The sequence below is a fragment of the Anabaena sp. 4-3 genome (assembly GCF_001597745.1).
In the GTDB taxonomy this organism is placed as follows: domain Bacteria; phylum Cyanobacteriota; class Cyanobacteriia; order Cyanobacteriales; family Nostocaceae; genus Trichormus.
This window is the reverse complement of sequence record NZ_LUHJ01000017.1, coordinates 139,444-155,404: the sequence shown is the minus strand read 5'-3', so window position 1 is coordinate 155,404 and position 15,961 is coordinate 139,444. Positions and strand designations below refer to the sequence as shown.

Sequence of the window (15,961 nt, the reverse complement as noted above, 5' to 3'; positions counted from 1 at the left end):
CGATAGTTGGAGGGTTGCCTCCTGCCACAATTGCTCGGCGCCAGGTTTATTACTCAAACCAAAAAACCGCCTTATCTTAAATTAAGGCGGTTTTTTGCTTTTCTGTTATTTGTCATACTATTGCTGCTGTAACTATACCCTTAGCTTCTAATACAGTTGCAACTTGTAAAATCAAAGCTTCATTATATGGTGCAGCTATCAATTGCACACCCAAAGGTAAAGTATTTGAATGCTGAATTGGTACTGATAAAACCGGTAAGCCAATGAAAGATAACGGTTGAGTAAATAATCCTAGATGGGGACGAACAAGAATTTCTTCTCCCTCTAATATCATTGTTTGTTGATTGATTAACGGTGCGGAAATTGGTGTTGTTGGTGCAAGAATAACATCTACATTTTGAAACACTTCGTGGATATGATCGCTATACCATCTCCGAAAGCGTTGTGCTTGCACATACCAGTGACTGGGAATTAACGCCCCTGCCAAAAAACGATCACGTGTTGCTGGGTCAAAATCTTGGGGACGCGATCGCAATTTCTCTAAATGTAGATTAGCACCTTCACAGGCTGTAATCACAAATGCTGCTGCCCTAGCTCGATGTGCTTCTGGTATCGTCACATATTCATCTACATCTAAAGCTGCTGCTACTTGTTGGACTGCGGCTAATGCTTCTAGGTTCGCACTTGTAGCAAAATAATCACCAGCAATAGCAATTCTAATATTAGAAATATCGTGATTAAGTTGAGGTAACACCAATTCTGGAGGACGTTTTGAACACACAGGGTCGCTGTCATCCTCTCCTTGAAGCACATCAAATATTGTCGCTATATCTCTGACTGAACGCGCAAACGGGCCAATGTGGTCAAGACTACTAGAAAATAAGGCTACTCCAGCACGAGATAAACGTCCATAAGTGGGTTTCAATCCAAAGACACCACACAATGCTGCGGGAACACGAATTGAACCATTAGTATCAGAACCAAGTGTAAAGGGAACTAACCCAGCTGCTACCGCCGCAGCTGAACCACCGGATGAACCACCAGCCACACGTTGTAAATCATGGGGGTTGTGGGTAGCACCGTAATGAAAGTTTTCGGTAACAAACCCATAGGCGTATTCATCCATGTTTAAACCACCGACCAAAATTGCACCAGCTTGTTTCAACTTGGCTACTGCTGTAGCATCTTGGATGGCTGGAGGATTTTCAGCATTAATTTTTGCACCGGCTAAAGTTGTTAAACCTGCTATGTCAAAGAGGTTTTTGACTGCGAAAGGTACACCCGCTAGTGAACCAGGTTGATCACCTTGTGCAATTTCTCTATCAATTCGTGCTGCATCTGTTAAAGCTGCCTCAGCAGTTATGGTAGTAAAACAGTTAAGTTGGCGATCGCGTTCTGATATTCTGGCTAAAGTCGCTTGAGTAACTTCTACTGCGCTAACTTCACCTGAGCGTATAGCAGTTGCAATTGATACAGCATCCTTCATGGTTCAAAGATTGGTGCAGTTTCTATGTCTTCTGGTAAGGGGAATGAGTTCACAAGTTGAGCGATCGCTTTTATTCTCTCAAAATTTGCCACCACCCCACCCCGATATTCATCTTTTATCGGCAAATCTAACAGTAACGCCATTTGATCAACATACACACCCACATCCAACTCTTGATTGTTCATCCCTGTGCCTCAGTGATTAACTATTCTAAACTTACAACCTCTGGCGGTAACTCAAACAAACCATCTTCTCCAGGCTCAAAGTCAATCACCTGATACACCGCATCAAGATTTAACTCACCGTAAATATGAGGGAATAATTCACCATCCGCTATTTCATAGCGAATTTCTGGTTGCACAAGGTCAGAGTTAATCAAAAGTAGTACCAATTCTTTTTGATGCTGAAAAAATCTATTTGCGACTCTGATGATTTGTGTAACTTGCGAACAATGTATAAAACCTTCAGTGTCGAGTGAATCAGCATGGTAATTGCCAATCTTTTTTGCCTCTTCCCATTTTTCCCTGTTTGTGATGTGGAGGATAGTGTTCATGCTTATTAATTGTTTTTGCAATTATCATCTCAATGTAATTTAGGTGTTATTGATTCGTCTGGATAAAATTGCAAATTTAGATGATTTCGTTTATTACTATTAGGATATATAGATACCTGAATTTTTAATTTACCTTTCTGCCAGCCTTTACTACCAATTTTAAGTATTTGACATTTATCCCAATAATCCTGACAGTCTTTGCAGTACGACGATCACGGGTTTTAAGTTTCGGATATAATTCAGGATTTCGCTCATGCAAGTAAATACTAGAAATATCTTCTAGTAATTCATCCACAGTATTAAGTGAACCACGAGGCTCTGTAAACTGAATGGTATTGATCCATCCACGAGCTATTTTGAGGATTCTTTCTTCATAAGACAATCCACTAAACTGGTCATCGGAAAAAAGAAGACCTTTTTTGGCTTCATGCTCCATATCGTGAGCGAAATCTTTCAAAAATTGAATATTTTGCCAGCTAAAATCGCGTACCCGATCCCAATTTTTCACAAAGCGTACTCGGACAGTATTGTGATTAAAAGCAACCACACCAATGTTGATCCTCTCATCTGCGACTGGATCGGGAACGTACTGAATTACACTGTACTTACTTGCCATAGTGCCTATCTTCCGTCAAAACCCCGTGTTTAAAGGGATTCCAGTAAGAATCGCTGACGTTTTATCAGGTACTCTATCATCACCATTCGTTCATTTATTGTAATACCCCACTCATCAGGAGGGCTAGCGACTGCTTGGATAATCTCCTCTTCTGTAACTGCCTCAAGAGCTAACAGTCCTCTTCTAATTTCATCATTTGTTAAACTACAGCTTAAAACAAGTCTACGGTCTACTTCTGGATTCGGAGCATTTTGTAACGATTGTACTGTCCAAGCATATCCATCTGGAAAAAAGCGACCATGATCTACAGAGTAAACTAAACTTGGGTGAGTTGTTTGATAGATAAATTGCTCATCTTGGCTGTAAACCCAACCGAATAATACACTCAAAAAAGCAAATCTTTCTTGATTACCTGAATGATGCTTGTACTTACTAGCGTCACGATCATCAAAACAGTTAGGAATGAAATGAGTTCCGTGTGCTGTACCAGGAGATAGAAAGGAAAAACCTGAGTCTAATTCCAGTAGTTCTAATGGAATCTCTACAATTTGTGGTCTACCTACTGGTGCTTTCATTGCCAAACCTAATCGAGCCACAATCTGATCAGTGATAATTTGCCTACCAGCTTGCCGTCCTTTGACAACATATTCACATTTGTCAATTCCCCTGGCTAAAACTGGACGAGCTGAAGAATTCCATGACCGCCGAAAGGTAATTATCAGCACTGGCTCTTCAGGGTTACTCAGATATTGTTCTAAGGACAACTTCCATCTTGTCCTATCCTGTTCTTCTATAATGTTTCTGTCGTTCACATGATAGACGCACAATCAAAAAACTGAATTATCTCAATATACCCCGTGAGCAGAAGTTTTCTCAGGGTCTATGCGTCTCTGAGTGAGCATTACCCGGAATACATACATCAGGCGCACATAAACCAGGAAATTCGACTGTTGTCACCTCCAGGGTATTCAAATCTACTTGGCGAATAACATGGTTATTGGTATCAGCAATATATAAATGTGAATTCATCACACTTAATCCTGAAGGTTCAAAAAAGCGGGTATTTTTGCCTTGACCATTTTGTAAACCTGCATAACCATCTCCCAAAATAGTTTGACAATTACCTGTACTCGGACTCACTAATTTAATTTTGTGGTTGTAGGTATCTGCCACCCATAAAAAATTATTAGCGTATTCTATTCCCAAGCAGTGCTGCAAGCGGACATCTTCACCTTGTCCATCAACATCACCAAAACCAAATAAATCTCCACTTCCACAAATAGTTCTCACTTGGTAAGGTTTGATTAATCCCACACCACGAATTGAACTAATTTCACTGTCAGCAATAAATAACTCTTGTCCATCTGTAGTAATTCCGCTAGGTTGGGCAAAGGCAGATTCAGTCAATGAACTATCAAAACAACCTTCTGCACCTGTACCAGCATAGGTTGAAATCATGCGAGTGTTTAAGTCCATCTGCCAAATTTGATGCGACCCTGCCATTGCTATAAATAATGTATTTCCCACTTTCACTAAATCCCAAGGAGAATTTAGTGCTGTTTCTAAGCCAGCACCGCTATGAGGATAAATATTATGGCTTTGTTTACCAGTTCCCGCAATAGTTTCTACTACTTGAAGCTTCAGGTCAACTTGCCGCAAAGTATGATTTTCTGTATCAGCGAGGTAAAGAATTTGATTTTCTATATCAAATGTCATTCCTTGGGGTGCAGAAAACTGCGCTTCGTCAAAAGCACCATCGGTTAAACCAGATTTACCTGTGCCAATTAAATGTAAAATTTCGCCATCGAAGTTACTCAGAACTAGGCGATGGTGTCCAGAATCAGCTATAAATAAACCTGCTGGCGTGGCTAGAACTTTACCAGGGAAAGCGAGTGGTGTAATTGGTTGACGCTGTTTTTCTAAGGTCAGGCTGAATTGTTGAAAATTAATTGTGCCTTTGTCTTGGTGTTTTTGAATTAATTCAGCAATTAGTTGGTCTAAATCATCACAATTAGCCTCACCCGCAATGTAATCAATCACATAACCTTCTGGGTCAATAATCATCAAAGTCGGCCAAGCACGCACAGCATACTCTTGCCATACCCGAAAACCTTTATCTACTAAAACTGGGTGTTCTATGTTGTAACGCAAGATAGCTTGACGGATGTTTTCTGTTTCTTGTTCGTTGTCGAATTTGGCGGAATGAACGCCGATAACTGTCAGGCTATCCTTATATTTGTGTTCTAAATATTTCAGGGTTGGTAGAACGTGGAGACAATTGATACAACAGTATGTCCAAAAGTCTAAAATCACCACTCTACCCCTCAGTTGCTTGAGGGATAAGGGATGCTCAGTATTTAACCAAGTATAATCTTGTGGTAATTCTGGGGATCTGACACGAGGAGTCATAAATTAATCCAAAATTCAAAATCAGCAAATACAGTTGACTAATTACTATTGATTTTTCAAGGCTATATTTTTTGTGGTTGGAATTGACAGACTAGACGTGGCAGATTTGTCAGATTTGGTACAACTCGCTAAAACTCAGATACATCGGGGACAAGTTGCTGACCGCATTCCACAATTAGCTGTAGTTGATCCTCGTTGGTTTGCAGTTCACATCTGCTGTAAATCAGGGAAAACTTACAGTGAGGGAGATACATCTTGTTTCTTCCCACTGATGAGTGTAATTAAGCCTTTCTCTCTACTGTATCTGTTGGAACATTTTGGTGCAGAACAGGTGCTGCAATGGGTGGGTGTAGAACCATCGGATGCACCATTTAATTCTTTAGACCAATTAATAGCTGATGCTGGTAGACCCCGCAACCCGATGATTAATAGTGGTGCGATCGCTTTAGCTGATAAGTTACCAGGAACAGATGCTAACAATCGCACTCTCTCTTTTTGTCAATGGTTAAATCAATTGACTGGCTGTCACCTCAAGTTAGATGAGGTCATGTTGGCTTCGGTGAGAAATTCGCGATCACCCGCTAATCAAGCGATCGCCAATTATCTCGCTACAACCAGAAATATTACAAATATTGATATAGCACTTGACACATACGAGCAGATATGCTGTATTTCTGGACAAGTTAAGGATTTAGCCTTACTCGGAAAACTTTTAGCTTGGGAGCATGACGGAATACAATTACAGCACCGTCAAATTGTGAACGCTGTGATGTTAACCTGCGGTTTATACCAAGCTTCTTCTGTATTAGCTGTCAAAATTGGTCTACCAATGAAATCGGGTATTGGTGGGGGTTTATTAGCAATAGTACCAGGACAGGCAGCGATCGCCTGTTACAGTCCAGCCTTAGATAGTATAGGTAATCCTATAGGGGCGATCGCTTTTGTTGAGGTATTATCCCAAAAGTTGGGATTAAGTATTTTTGGTTAATCGTCTAATGTTGATTCCCCTTGACCCTCTTCATTTGACTGTTCTGTTACATTCGGCGTGGGAGAAGCACTAGGAGAAGGTATCGTATTTGGGCGTGATCGATATTTGAAATAATCTCCTAAGTTAACTTTTTTGGGTTGCTGGACAGGTGTTTGAGGTAATTCAGTCGCTTGTGGTGTGGGTGTTATCTCTGGTTGTAGTTCTGGAGTAATTTTTGGTGATTGTGTAGTTGGTTCTGGTACAGTTTCTAACTTGGGTTGTGGTTCTGGAGTAATTGTTGGTGATGATGTAGTTGGTTCTGGTACAGTTTCCAACTCTGGTTGTGGTTCTGGAGTAATTGTTGGTGATGGTGTAGTCGTCACTTCAGGTTGTGGTTCTGAAATAGGCGACTCAATTACCTCTGACGGTGTGGGAGTGACACTAGGAGATGCTTGGGGACGAGGACGTTTGAAAAATCCACCAAATTTCGATTTTTCCGGTTCAGGGGTGACTGTTTCAGGTGAAGCAGTAGCTTCTGGCGTAGGTATTACTTCTGGTTCTGAGGTTTCAATTGGCTGTGGTGTTTCTGTAACTTCAGGTGTTGGTACTTTTTCTTGCGGAACTTGAGGCTCTAGTGTAGGTTCTGGGATAGGAATGGTAGAGGGTGTAGGTGTTGGTATAGGTTCTACAACTGGTTGTTTAGCAGTATAATTTGGGTCTACAATCCCTCGTACCTCATCAGCTTGTAATTCCCCTCTGGTAATTCTGGACAGAGTATCTTTACCTTTGGGTTGGTAGTTAACGAGCCTAACTGTAGTGTTAAAAGTGTTCTTGACTGGGTTTCCCTGATTATCTAAAAATTCCAACTTTACCCAGTTATTACCAGGTTTAAAGCCCTTGAGATAAATTGATTGCCAACGATCTAAAACAAAGCTTTCACCGTTGATTGTGCAACGAATCCGCCAATCGCTAAATTTATCGTTGGACTGATCTTTACTAACTAGGTGTAGCGGTGCATTGTTGAGATAAAAATCTAACAAGATTGGTTCTGCACCATAATTACCTTGAGGACGGCTATAAGTTAACAGGGGTAGAGATGTATCAGGGTTATTGTCGTCGGTTTTAGTAAAGATATGAAATGTTGTCTGTGCGTAAGCACCCTCATTTTTAAAGCTTTCATGCCAAGGACGAGAAGCAAATACACGCACAGTGTGAGTTCCTGGGGATAAGTCAGACAACACTAAAGGCTGTTCTAAATCGTAGATGGGGATATAAGGTTGGTTGTCAATGAATACATGGAGATGGGGGCCTAGTTCCCATTGTGGATGTTTAAAAATGGGTAGATCCTTAACCTGAAAACGGACTGTAACTGTGTTGTCATTGATAACTTCATCAGGTTGAGGGGTAATTATTTTGACTTGGGGACGATAAATTTCTAAAGTTGAGCTTAGTTCTTGAATTACTGTGGGCGGTGAGACTTCTGAAAATTGCTGAGAAATTTGTTGAGGTCTCGGTTTATACTTAACCGCTACTTCTTGGCTAACAGCTTTGTCTCCACAATTAGTTAAACCGAAGGCTAGCACCAGTGTTATTAGCCACCGAAAAATAGCAAAACTTTGGGGGAAAAGTTTCTCTATTCGCTGCTTATACCAGGGATTCATGCCTTATACCCAGTTATTTTTTTTTACAACTGATTAATTATTTTGGCTGAAATCATCCATTGCACACTACAACCTAAAAGATTAAATTTTTATCACATAGCATGACTTTCTAGAAAAACAAGAAGAATAGTAAATTTTTTTACAATTTGTATTAATTAAATATTTAAATACTACAGTCAAATTCTGGGAAAACAACTATACCAGAGTCTAGACCTCTCTATTCATTGGCTTTGCGATGTCAAAGACCATAAGTTTTACGAATTGTTATCCTTTGTAAATTAAATAGAGAAACTATTGACTTTTTAGCCAAGAGTTGGCAGTCAAAAGGCTGAGAAGACAATTATTCTGGGGATTTTGAATTATTGTTAAAATGTGTCCAACAATGTACAAGTGAAGACTTTATAATTCAACAGAAACAAATTTCCACACAGCGTCTTCATCGCGGCTCCAGCAAAATTCTGGTGGAAGCGATAGTGGTTCTCTTTGTGGTTTCATGATTCCTCATTCCTTATCAGAGAGGAGGTCGAATGACGATTAGTCCTCCGGAGCGAGAGGAAAAAAAAGCCAGAGTGATTGTTGATAAAGATCCAGTACCAACCTCATTTGAAAAATGGGCGCAACCTGGACACTTCGACAGAACTCTAGCCAGAGGTCCCAAAACCACCACATGGATTTGGAACCTTCATGCCCTCGCCCACGATTTTGATACACATACAAGCGATTTAGAAGACATTTCCCGCAAGATATTCGCCGCTCACTTCGGACACCTAGCCGTAGTGACAATCTGGTTGAGCGGGATGATTTTCCACGGCGCGAAGTTCTCTAACTACGAAGCCTGGTTAAGCGACCCAATGAACGTCAAGCCAAGCGCACAAGTAGTTTGGCCGATTGTGGGACAAGACATTTTGAATGGTGATGTCGGTGGAGGCTTCCACGGTATTCAAATCACCTCTGGTTTGTTCCAAGTATGGCGGGGCTGGGGTATTACCAACTCCTTCCAACTGTATGTAACTGCAATTGGTGGCTTGGTGCTAGCAGGTTTGTTCCTGTTTGCGGGTTGGTTCCACTATCACAAGCGCGCTCCTAAACTGGAATGGTTCCAGAATGTGGAGTCGATGCTAAATCACCACTTGGCAGTATTGCTGGGTTGTGGTTCCTTGGGATGGACTGGACACTTGATCCACGTATCAGCTCCAATCAACAAGCTTTTGGATGCAGGCGTACCCCTGAAAGATGTACCCTTGCCCCATGAGTTCATCCTGAACAAAAACCTGTTGATTGACCTGTTCCCTGGCTTTGCTAGTGGTTTAACACCTTTCTTCACCTTGAACTGGGGTCAATATGCTGACTTCTTAACCTTCAAGGGCGGTTTAAACCCAGTAACTGGCGGCTTGTGGATGACTGATATTGCTCATCACCACTTAGCGATCGCTGTACTGTTCATCATTGCAGGTCATCAATACCGCACCAACTGGGGTATTGGTCACAGCATCAAAGAAATTCTAGAGAACCATAAAGGGCCATTCACTGGTGAAGGTCACAAAGGTCTCTACGAAAACCTGACCACATCTTGGCACGCTCAATTGGCAACTAACCTTGCCTTCTTGGGTTCCTTGACCATCATCATCGCGCACCACATGTACGCGATGCCCCCCTATCCCTACTTGGCAACTGACTACGCTACTCAGTTGTGCTTGTTTACCCACCATATGTGGATCGGCGGTTTCCTAATCGTCGGTGGTGCTGCTCACGCAGCCATATTCATGGTGCGGGATTACGATCCAGTGGTTAACCAAAACAACGTTCTGGATCGGGTGATTCGTCACCGGGATGCAATTATCTCTCACTTGAACTGGGTTTGTATTTTCCTAGGCTTCCACAGCTTTGGACTGTACATCCACAACGACACAATGCGTGCCTTGGGCCGTCCCCAAGACATGTTCTCCGATACAGCAATTCAGCTGCAACCAGTATTTGCTCAGTGGGTGCAGAACCTGCATACATTGGCACCTGGTGGCACAGCTCCCAATGCCTTAGAGCCTGTTAGCTATGCCTTCGGTGGTGGTATTCTGGCTGTAGGTGGTAAAGTCGCAATGATGCCCATCGCTTTGGGTACTGCTGACTTCATGGTTCACCACATCCATGCTTTCACCATCCACGTAACTGTTCTGATTCTGTTGAAGGGCGTATTGTTCGCTCGCAGCTCTCGCCTGATTCCCGATAAGGCAAACTTAGGCTTCCGCTTCCCTTGCGACGGTCCTGGCCGTGGCGGTACCTGCCAAGTTTCCGGTTGGGATCATGTGTTCCTCGGATTGTTCTGGATGTACAATTCCTTGTCAATTGTGATTTTCCACTTCAGCTGGAAGATGCAATCTGATGTTTGGGGAACTGTAGACGCAGCTGGTAATGTGTCTCATATCACTGGTGGTAACTTTGCCCAAAGTGCCATTACCATCAACGGCTGGTTGCGTGACTTCTTGTGGGCGCAAGCTTCACAAGTAATCAACTCCTACGGAAGTGCGCTGTCTGCTTATGGTCTAATGTTCCTAGGCGCACACTTTGTATGGGCATTCAGCTTAATGTTCCTGTTCAGTGGTCGTGGCTACTGGCAAGAACTAATTGAGTCCATTGTTTGGGCTCATAATAAACTGAAGGTAGCTCCAGCAATCCAACCTCGCGCTCTGAGTATTACTCAAGGTCGTGCTGTTGGTGTAGCTCACTACCTCTTAGGAGGAATCGCTACAACCTGGGCGTTCTTCCACGCACACATACTTTCAGTAGGTTAGCAATTAGCTACATCGAGTTATGAGTGATGAGTTGATGAGTGTGGAATAAACCCTTTAACTCAGAACTCATAACTACTGTAAAGCTGATAAATGATGGCTAAAGGTCAGAGGAAATAACAAAACCTATGGCAACAAAATTTCCAAAATTTAGCCAGGATCTTGCACAGGACCCAACTACGCGGCGCATCTGGTATGCGATCGCAATGGGCAACGATTTTGAAAGCCACGATGGCATGACCGAAGAAAATCTTTACCAAAAGATTTTCGCTACCCACTTCGGCCACTTGGCAATCATCTTCCTCTGGGCTTCCAGCCTCCTGTTCCATGTGGCCTGGCAAGGTAACTTTGAACAGTGGATTAAAGACCCTCTACACGTGCGCCCTATCGCTCATGCGATTTGGGATCCCCACTTTGGTAAACCAGCAATTGAAGCGTTTACCCAAGCTGGCGCAAGCAATCCTGTGAACATTGCTTACTCTGGTGTTTACCACTGGTGGTACACCATCGGTATGCGGACAAACAGCGAACTCTACACAGGTTCAGTTTTCCTTCTGCTGTTAGCAGCATTGTTCCTGTTCGCTGGTTGGTTGCACTTACAACCCAAGTTCCGTCCTAGCCTCTCTTGGTTCAAGAGTGCTGAACCCCGTCTAAATCACCACCTAGCTGGTTTGTTCGGTGTTAGCTCCTTGGCTTGGGCTGGTCACTTGATTCACGTTGCTATCCCTGAATCTCGCGGACAGCACGTAGGTTGGGATAACTTCTTAACCACCGCACCCCACCCAGCAGGTTTGACTCCGTTCTTCACAGGTAACTGGGGCGTTTACGCACAAAACCCTGATACCGCAGGTCATATTTTTGGTACATCTCAAGGTGCTGGTACAGCGATTCTGACCTTCTTGGGTGGTTTCCATCCTCAAACAGAATCCCTGTGGTTGACCGACATGGCTCACCACCACCTAGCGATCGCAGTGATTTTCATCATTGCTGGTCACATGTACCGCACTAACTTCGGAATTGGTCACAGCATTAAAGAAATGCTGAACTCCAAATCCGGTTTAGTTCCCGGTAGCAAGAGTGAAGGTCAGTTCAACCTGCCTCACCAAGGTCTATACGACACCATTAACAACTCCCTGCACTTCCAGTTGTCTTTGGCACTGGCTGCGTTGGGAACCGTTACCTCTCTGGTAGCGCAGCATATGTACTCCCTGCCTCCTTACGCATTCATTGCTAAGGACTACACCACACAGGCAGCGTTGTACACCCACCACCAATACATCGCTATCTTCTTGATGGTTGGTGCATTTGCTCACGCTGCTATCTTCTGGGTTCGTGACTACGACCCCGAACAAAACAAAGGCAACGTACTCGACCGGATTCTTCAGCACAAAGAAGCGATTATCTCGCACTTAAGCTGGGTATCCCTGTTCTTAGGTTTCCACACCTTGGGCTTATACGTTCACAACGACGTAGTAGTTGCTTTCGGTACTCCTGAAAAGCAAATCTTGATTGAACCTGTATTCGCTCAGTTCGTTCAAGCTGCTCACGGTAAAGTTCTGTATGGCTTAGACACCTTGTTGTCTAACCCCGACAGCATTGCTTACACTGCTTACCCCAACTACGGCAACGTATGGTTAAGCGGCTGGTTAGATGCCATTAACTCTGGTACTAACTCCCTATTCTTAACAATCGGCCCTGGCGACTTCTTGGTACACCATGCGATCGCTTTAGGTCTGCACACCACCACCTTGGTACTCGTTAAAGGTGCTTTGGATGCTCGTGGTTCTAAGCTGATGCCCGATAAAAAGGACTTCGGCTATGCCTTCCCCTGTGACGGCCCTGGTCGTGGCGGTACTTGCGATATCTCCGCTTGGGACGCTTTCTACCTGTCTCTATTCTGGGCATTGAACACAGTAGGTTGGGTAACTTTCTACTGGCACTGGAAACACCTAGGTATTTGGCAAGGTAACGTTGCTCAGTTTAACGAAAACTCCACCTACCTAATGGGCTGGTTCCGTGACTACCTCTGGGCTAACTCCGCTCAGTTAATCAACGGTTACAACCCCTACGGCGTGAACAACCTGTCTGTCTGGGCTTGGATGTTCCTCTTCGGACACCTAGTTTGGGCTACTGGCTTCATGTTCCTCATCTCCTGGAGAGGTTACTGGCAAGAGTTGATCGAAACCCTAGTTTGGGCGCACGAACGTACTCCTATCGCTAACCTCGTTCGCTGGAAAGACAAACCCGTTGCTCTATCCATCGTTCAAGCTCGTGTAGTTGGTCTAGCTCACTTCACCGTCGGCTATGTCCTCACCTATGCAGCCTTCCTCATCGCCTCCACTGCTGGTAAGTTCGGTTGATCTAACTGCTAGTTTTGTAGGTAATTAGAAAAATCCCCTGCCGCAAGGTGGGGGATTTTTTGTTGGGGTAGTAAAATTCTTGCTTCAATGATGGGAAATATAAAGGATGGGGCGGGCAAGATGCCCACTCCTTGACTGATCAATTATTCACCCGTATACAACTAAATAAAGGAGAAATTAATAATGGAAAATGACGAACCTGTAAAAATTATTAATACTAATTTAGAAGATTCTGAAATTCATTTTTATTCTTTTACTGTTATGCCTTATGAAAAAAGTTTTTTTGGTTATTCACCTAGTGCAGGTAGTTATACTATACATTTGACAGATAAAAGATTAATAGTAGAACCAGATATAAATGCAGAATTTTTAGAAAAATTTTATAAGTTTTTAAATTTTATACCTTTTGAAGGAGCAGGAGTATATCGTGCTAAATATATGAATAAAGAAGCCATTAAAAAAATGTATTATTTAAAGTATACATTCATTTCTATAAATTACGGTCAAATAGAAAATTTTAATTGTTTATCAACTTCTTTCAATACTAATTTAGTTAATATTGTATTAAAACCTAATTTAAATGAACGGAATTTAAATTTTTTAAAGGAATTAGGTTTGGAAATATTTAAACCATTTCCTACACAGGAAATAAAATTCAATGAAATATGGAAATTAATTGATGAAAAAGGATTAAAATCAATGGGTATGGAATTTATAGAATACATTAATAAAAGGAGAAAAATAGATTCTACTTCAGATTTTATTTCTTCAGCAAACTTTTTGTTACAACTTGATAAAATTAATGGTTAAATTATCAATATGTCAAGTGCAAGAAAAAAGCGATCGCAATCAACCAAAACTCTGCGTACCTTTGCGTTTACCTCCGCGCCCCTCTGCGTTTAAAAATATCACATATCCTTACGAATAACGCCCAACTCCCGCAACCTTTGCACTAGGTTTTCAGTAGCTTGTCTGTCCTGCTGTCTTAAATCCTGTGGTGTAGGTAACTACCGTAATATCTTGTAATTCTGCCCAGTAAGATCGAAAATCGAGGACTTGTACTTTAACATGATAGTCCTCAGTAAGATGAGCTGGCTATATTTTAAGGGTAAAATAATCAAGCCTTGGAGAAAGTCCCATCATTAGGCAGCCCATAGCCCCCGCGAACAGATAACATCTATATATGAACCCTACACAAGAAAAACTAAAATTAAAACTTGAACAGGCTTTGGTAGCTGCTTTTGGCGATGAGTACGCCGGAGTAGATCCAATTCTAGTTCCTGCTAGCAATCCTAAATTTGGTGATTATCAAGCTAACGTTGCTTTATCCCTGAGTAAGAAATTAGGACAGCAACCCAGAGCGATCGCCTCTGCTATTGTAGAAAAACTAGATGTCTCCGCAATTTGTGAACCTCCAGAAATCGCCGGGCCTGGTTTTATCAATCTCAAGCTCACAACAGCATACCTAGAAGCCCAACTTAACGCTATTTATACAGATTCTCGACTAGGAGTCCCCACAGCAAAACACCCCCAACGGGAAATCGTCGATTTTTCCAGTCCGAATATTGCCAAAGAAATGCACGTCGGACATTTGCGTTCTACCATCATTGGTGATTGTATCGCCCGCATTCTGGAATTTCGTGGACATGATGTATTGCGGTTAAATCATGTGGGTGATTGGGGTACGCAATTCGGAATGTTAATTGCTTATCTGCGGGAAGTCTACCCAGAAGCGTTGACTACTGCTAATGCTTTAGATATTGGTGATTTAGTTAGTTTCTACCGCAAAGCTAAACAGCGTTTTGATGCAGACGAAACCTTCCAAGAAACTGCACGTCAGGAAGTAGTCAGATTACAAGCAGGTGCAGAAGATACACTTCACGCTTGGAAGTTGCTATGTGAACAATCACGCCAAGAGTTTCAGGTAATTTATGACTTGTTAAACATCAAATTAACTGAACGAGGTGAATCTTTTTATAATCCCTTACTACCAACAGTTGTAGAAGAATTAGATAAAACTGGTTTATTAGTAGAAAACCAAGGGGCAAAGTGTGTTTTCTTGGATGGCTTCACTAACAGAGAAGGTGAGCCTTTACCTTTGATTGTACAAAAATCTGATGGCGGTTATAACTACGCCACAACAGATTTAGCAGCTCTACGTTACCGGATTCAAAAAGATGAAGCCAAACGGATTATATATGTAACAGATGCGGGACAAGCAAACCATTTTGCCCAATTCTTTCAGGTAGCGCGTAAATCTGGATGGATTCCTGATGATGTAGAATTGGTTCATGTTCCCTTTGGTTTGGTGTTAGGTGAAGACGGGAAGAAATTCAAAACTCGTTCTGGCGATACTGTCAGGTTACGGGATTTGTTAGATGAAGCAGTTTCTCGCGCCCATGCTGATTTAGAAACCAGATTAAAAGAAGAAGAACGGGAAGAAACAGCCGAATTTATTAACAAAGTAGCTGAAGTAGTTGGTATCAGTGCGGTGAAATATGCTGACTTAAGCCAAAACCGCACCAGTAACTATATTTTTAGCTATGATAAAATGCTGGATCTCAAAGGTAATACCGCACCTTATATGTTGTATGCTTATGCCCGGATTCAAGGGATTAGCCGCAAGGGTGGGATTAACTTTGAGGAGTTGGGAAGTAATGCCAAAGTTATCTTGCAGCATGAGACGGAATTTGCTCTGGCTAAATTCTTACTGCAACTAGGTGAGGTTATTAGCACTGTAGAACAAGATTTACTCCCTAATCGTTTGTGTGAATATCTCTACGAACTCAGTAAAAAGTTTAATGTGTTTTATGACCGTAATCAGGGTGTACCTGTGTTAAATGCAGAAGAACCATTACGGACATCTCGTTTAGTGCTGTGTGATTTGACGGCGAGAACTTTGAAACTAGGCTTATCTTTGCTGGGTATTCAGGTGTTAGAACGGATGTAATTTTTCAGGATGCGATCGCCGTTCGCACCCCAACAGCTAGAATGGGGCTGGTACGAGGAGCGATCGCACTCATTAATATTAGGACTTACGCAACTGTCACAATAAATATCTATAATGTAGGGCGCGTTAGCCAGCATAAATCCTGTAAATAAACTTATGTTTGTCATCTGACGCAC

Annotated in this window: 15 protein-coding genes; 6 read left to right on the top strand and 9 right to left on the bottom strand. The window is 42.3% G+C overall.

The features are described 5' to 3' along the window. Nucleotides 1–112: 112 nt before the first annotated feature. The 7 genes from A3775_RS05165 to A3775_RS05140 form a co-directional block, all read right to left on the bottom strand. A complete protein-coding gene (locus tag A3775_RS05165) occupies nucleotides 113–1,486 on the bottom strand; it encodes an Asp-tRNA(Asn)/Glu-tRNA(Gln) amidotransferase GatCAB subunit A (RefSeq protein WP_066378699.1) in 1,374 nt (457 codons plus the stop codon). Further along, the gene (locus A3775_RS05160; protein ID WP_066378708.1) at nucleotides 1,483–1,671 is read right to left on the bottom strand and encodes a DUF4089 domain-containing protein; all 189 of its coding nucleotides are present in this window, start codon (nucleotides 1,669–1,671) and stop codon (nucleotides 1,483–1,485) included. The genes A3775_RS05165 and A3775_RS05160 overlap by 4 nt, the downstream gene beginning before the upstream one ends. Before the next feature lie 20 nt (nucleotides 1,672–1,691). Beyond that, entirely contained in the window at nucleotides 1,692–2,039 is a 348-nt protein-coding gene (locus A3775_RS05155; RefSeq protein WP_066378709.1) for a DUF952 domain-containing protein, read from the bottom strand. 29 nt (nucleotides 2,040–2,068) lie between these two features. Next, entirely contained in the window at nucleotides 2,069–2,197 is a 129-nt protein-coding gene (locus tag A3775_RS25360) for a KGK domain-containing protein (RefSeq protein WP_369817207.1), read from the bottom strand. Further along, nucleotides 2,164–2,655, bottom strand: coding sequence for a DUF3037 domain-containing protein (locus A3775_RS23415; protein WP_082803678.1), 492 nt, complete (start codon nucleotides 2,653–2,655; stop codon nucleotides 2,164–2,166). Before A3775_RS23415 ends, A3775_RS25360 begins: the two co-directional genes overlap by 34 nt. 29 nt (nucleotides 2,656–2,684) lie before the next feature. After that, nucleotides 2,685–3,467: a HipA family kinase gene (locus A3775_RS05145; RefSeq protein WP_231866947.1), complete on the bottom strand. Its 783-nt coding sequence runs from the start codon at nucleotides 3,465–3,467 to the stop codon at nucleotides 2,685–2,687. Between the two features lie 61 nt (nucleotides 3,468–3,528). Next, nucleotides 3,529–5,064 (bottom strand): thioredoxin-like domain-containing protein, encoded by a 1,536-nt coding sequence (locus tag A3775_RS05140; protein ID WP_066424111.1) that lies wholly within the window; start codon nucleotides 5,062–5,064, stop codon nucleotides 3,529–3,531. 73 nt (nucleotides 5,065–5,137) lie between these two features. Here A3775_RS05140 and A3775_RS05135 point away from each other — a divergent pair, with 73 nt between their 5' ends. Continuing rightward, entirely contained in the window at nucleotides 5,138–6,052 is a 915-nt protein-coding gene (locus tag A3775_RS05135) for a glutaminase (RefSeq protein WP_066424109.1), read from the top strand. Here the strand turns inward: A3775_RS05135 and A3775_RS05130 are convergent. Beyond that, nucleotides 6,049–7,692 carry a hypothetical protein gene (locus tag A3775_RS05130; RefSeq protein WP_066424107.1) on the bottom strand — a complete coding sequence of 548 codons (1,644 nt, stop codon included), beginning with the start codon at nucleotides 7,690–7,692 and terminating at the stop codon, nucleotides 6,049–6,051. The two genes, A3775_RS05135 and A3775_RS05130, sit on opposite strands and share 4 nt — an antisense overlap. Nucleotides 7,693–8,219: 527 nt before the next feature. On the opposite strand from A3775_RS05130, the gene psaA reads away from it, so the two are divergent. The 5 genes from psaA to argS all read left to right on the top strand — a co-directional run bounded on the left by psaA (nucleotide 8,220) and on the right by argS (nucleotide 15,785). Beyond that, the gene (gene psaA / locus A3775_RS05125) at nucleotides 8,220–10,478 is read left to right on the top strand and encodes a photosystem I core protein PsaA (RefSeq protein WP_066378725.1); all 2,259 of its coding nucleotides are present in this window, start codon (nucleotides 8,220–8,222) and stop codon (nucleotides 10,476–10,478) included. A 125-nt stretch (nucleotides 10,479–10,603) separates the two neighbouring features. Next, the gene (psaB, locus tag A3775_RS05120) at nucleotides 10,604–12,835 is read left to right on the top strand and encodes a photosystem I core protein PsaB (RefSeq protein WP_066378728.1); all 2,232 of its coding nucleotides are present in this window, start codon (nucleotides 10,604–10,606) and stop codon (nucleotides 12,833–12,835) included. 183 nt (nucleotides 12,836–13,018) lie between these two features. Further along, nucleotides 13,019–13,645 (top strand): hypothetical protein, encoded by a 627-nt coding sequence (locus A3775_RS05115; RefSeq protein WP_066424105.1) that lies wholly within the window; start codon nucleotides 13,019–13,021, stop codon nucleotides 13,643–13,645. Continuing rightward, the gene (locus A3775_RS25200; protein WP_255363852.1) at nucleotides 13,638–13,763 is read left to right on the top strand and encodes a hypothetical protein; all 126 of its coding nucleotides are present in this window, start codon (nucleotides 13,638–13,640) and stop codon (nucleotides 13,761–13,763) included. The genes A3775_RS05115 and A3775_RS25200 overlap by 8 nt, the downstream gene beginning before the upstream one ends. Before the next feature lie 255 nt (nucleotides 13,764–14,018). Continuing rightward, complete coding sequence (gene argS / locus A3775_RS05110) at nucleotides 14,019–15,785, top strand: arginine--tRNA ligase (RefSeq protein ID WP_066424103.1); 1,767 nt, start codon at nucleotides 14,019–14,021, stop codon at nucleotides 15,783–15,785. Here argS and A3775_RS24035 read toward each other — a convergent pair. Beyond that, nucleotides 15,764–15,952 (bottom strand): hypothetical protein, encoded by a 189-nt coding sequence (locus tag A3775_RS24035; RefSeq protein ID WP_156481568.1) that lies wholly within the window; start codon nucleotides 15,950–15,952, stop codon nucleotides 15,764–15,766. The two genes, argS and A3775_RS24035, sit on opposite strands and share 22 nt — an antisense overlap. Nucleotides 15,953–15,961: the final 9 nt, after the last annotated feature.

What these genes read in the sequence shown, in the direction of transcription:
- psaA (WP_066378725.1), top strand. Translation starts at nt 8,220, where the DNA reads ATGACGATTAGTCCTCCGGAGCGAGAGGAAAAAAAAGCCAGAGTGATT.
- A3775_RS05155 (WP_066378709.1), bottom strand. Translation starts at nt 2,039, where the DNA reads ATGAACACTATCCTCCACATCACAAACAGGGAAAAATGGGAAGAGGCA.
- A3775_RS05140 (WP_066424111.1), bottom strand. Translation starts at nt 5,064, where the DNA reads ATGACTCCTCGTGTCAGATCCCCAGAATTACCACAAGATTATACTTGG.
- A3775_RS05165 (WP_066378699.1), bottom strand. Translation starts at nt 1,486, where the DNA reads ATGAAGGATGCTGTATCAATTGCAACTGCTATACGCTCAGGTGAAGTT.
- A3775_RS24035 (WP_156481568.1), bottom strand. Translation starts at nt 15,952, where the DNA reads ATGACAAACATAAGTTTATTTACAGGATTTATGCTGGCTAACGCGCCC.
- psaB (WP_066378728.1), top strand. Translation starts at nt 10,604, where the DNA reads ATGGCAACAAAATTTCCAAAATTTAGCCAGGATCTTGCACAGGACCCA.
- A3775_RS23415 (WP_082803678.1), bottom strand. Translation starts at nt 2,655, where the DNA reads ATGGCAAGTAAGTACAGTGTAATTCAGTACGTTCCCGATCCAGTCGCA.
- A3775_RS05130 (WP_066424107.1), bottom strand. Translation starts at nt 7,692, where the DNA reads ATGAATCCCTGGTATAAGCAGCGAATAGAGAAACTTTTCCCCCAAAGT.
- A3775_RS05160 (WP_066378708.1), bottom strand. Translation starts at nt 1,671, where the DNA reads ATGAACAATCAAGAGTTGGATGTGGGTGTGTATGTTGATCAAATGGCG.
- A3775_RS25200 (WP_255363852.1), top strand. Translation starts at nt 13,638, where the DNA reads ATGGTTAAATTATCAATATGTCAAGTGCAAGAAAAAAGCGATCGCAAT.
- A3775_RS05115 (WP_066424105.1), top strand. Translation starts at nt 13,019, where the DNA reads ATGGAAAATGACGAACCTGTAAAAATTATTAATACTAATTTAGAAGAT.
- argS (WP_066424103.1), top strand. Translation starts at nt 14,019, where the DNA reads ATGAACCCTACACAAGAAAAACTAAAATTAAAACTTGAACAGGCTTTG.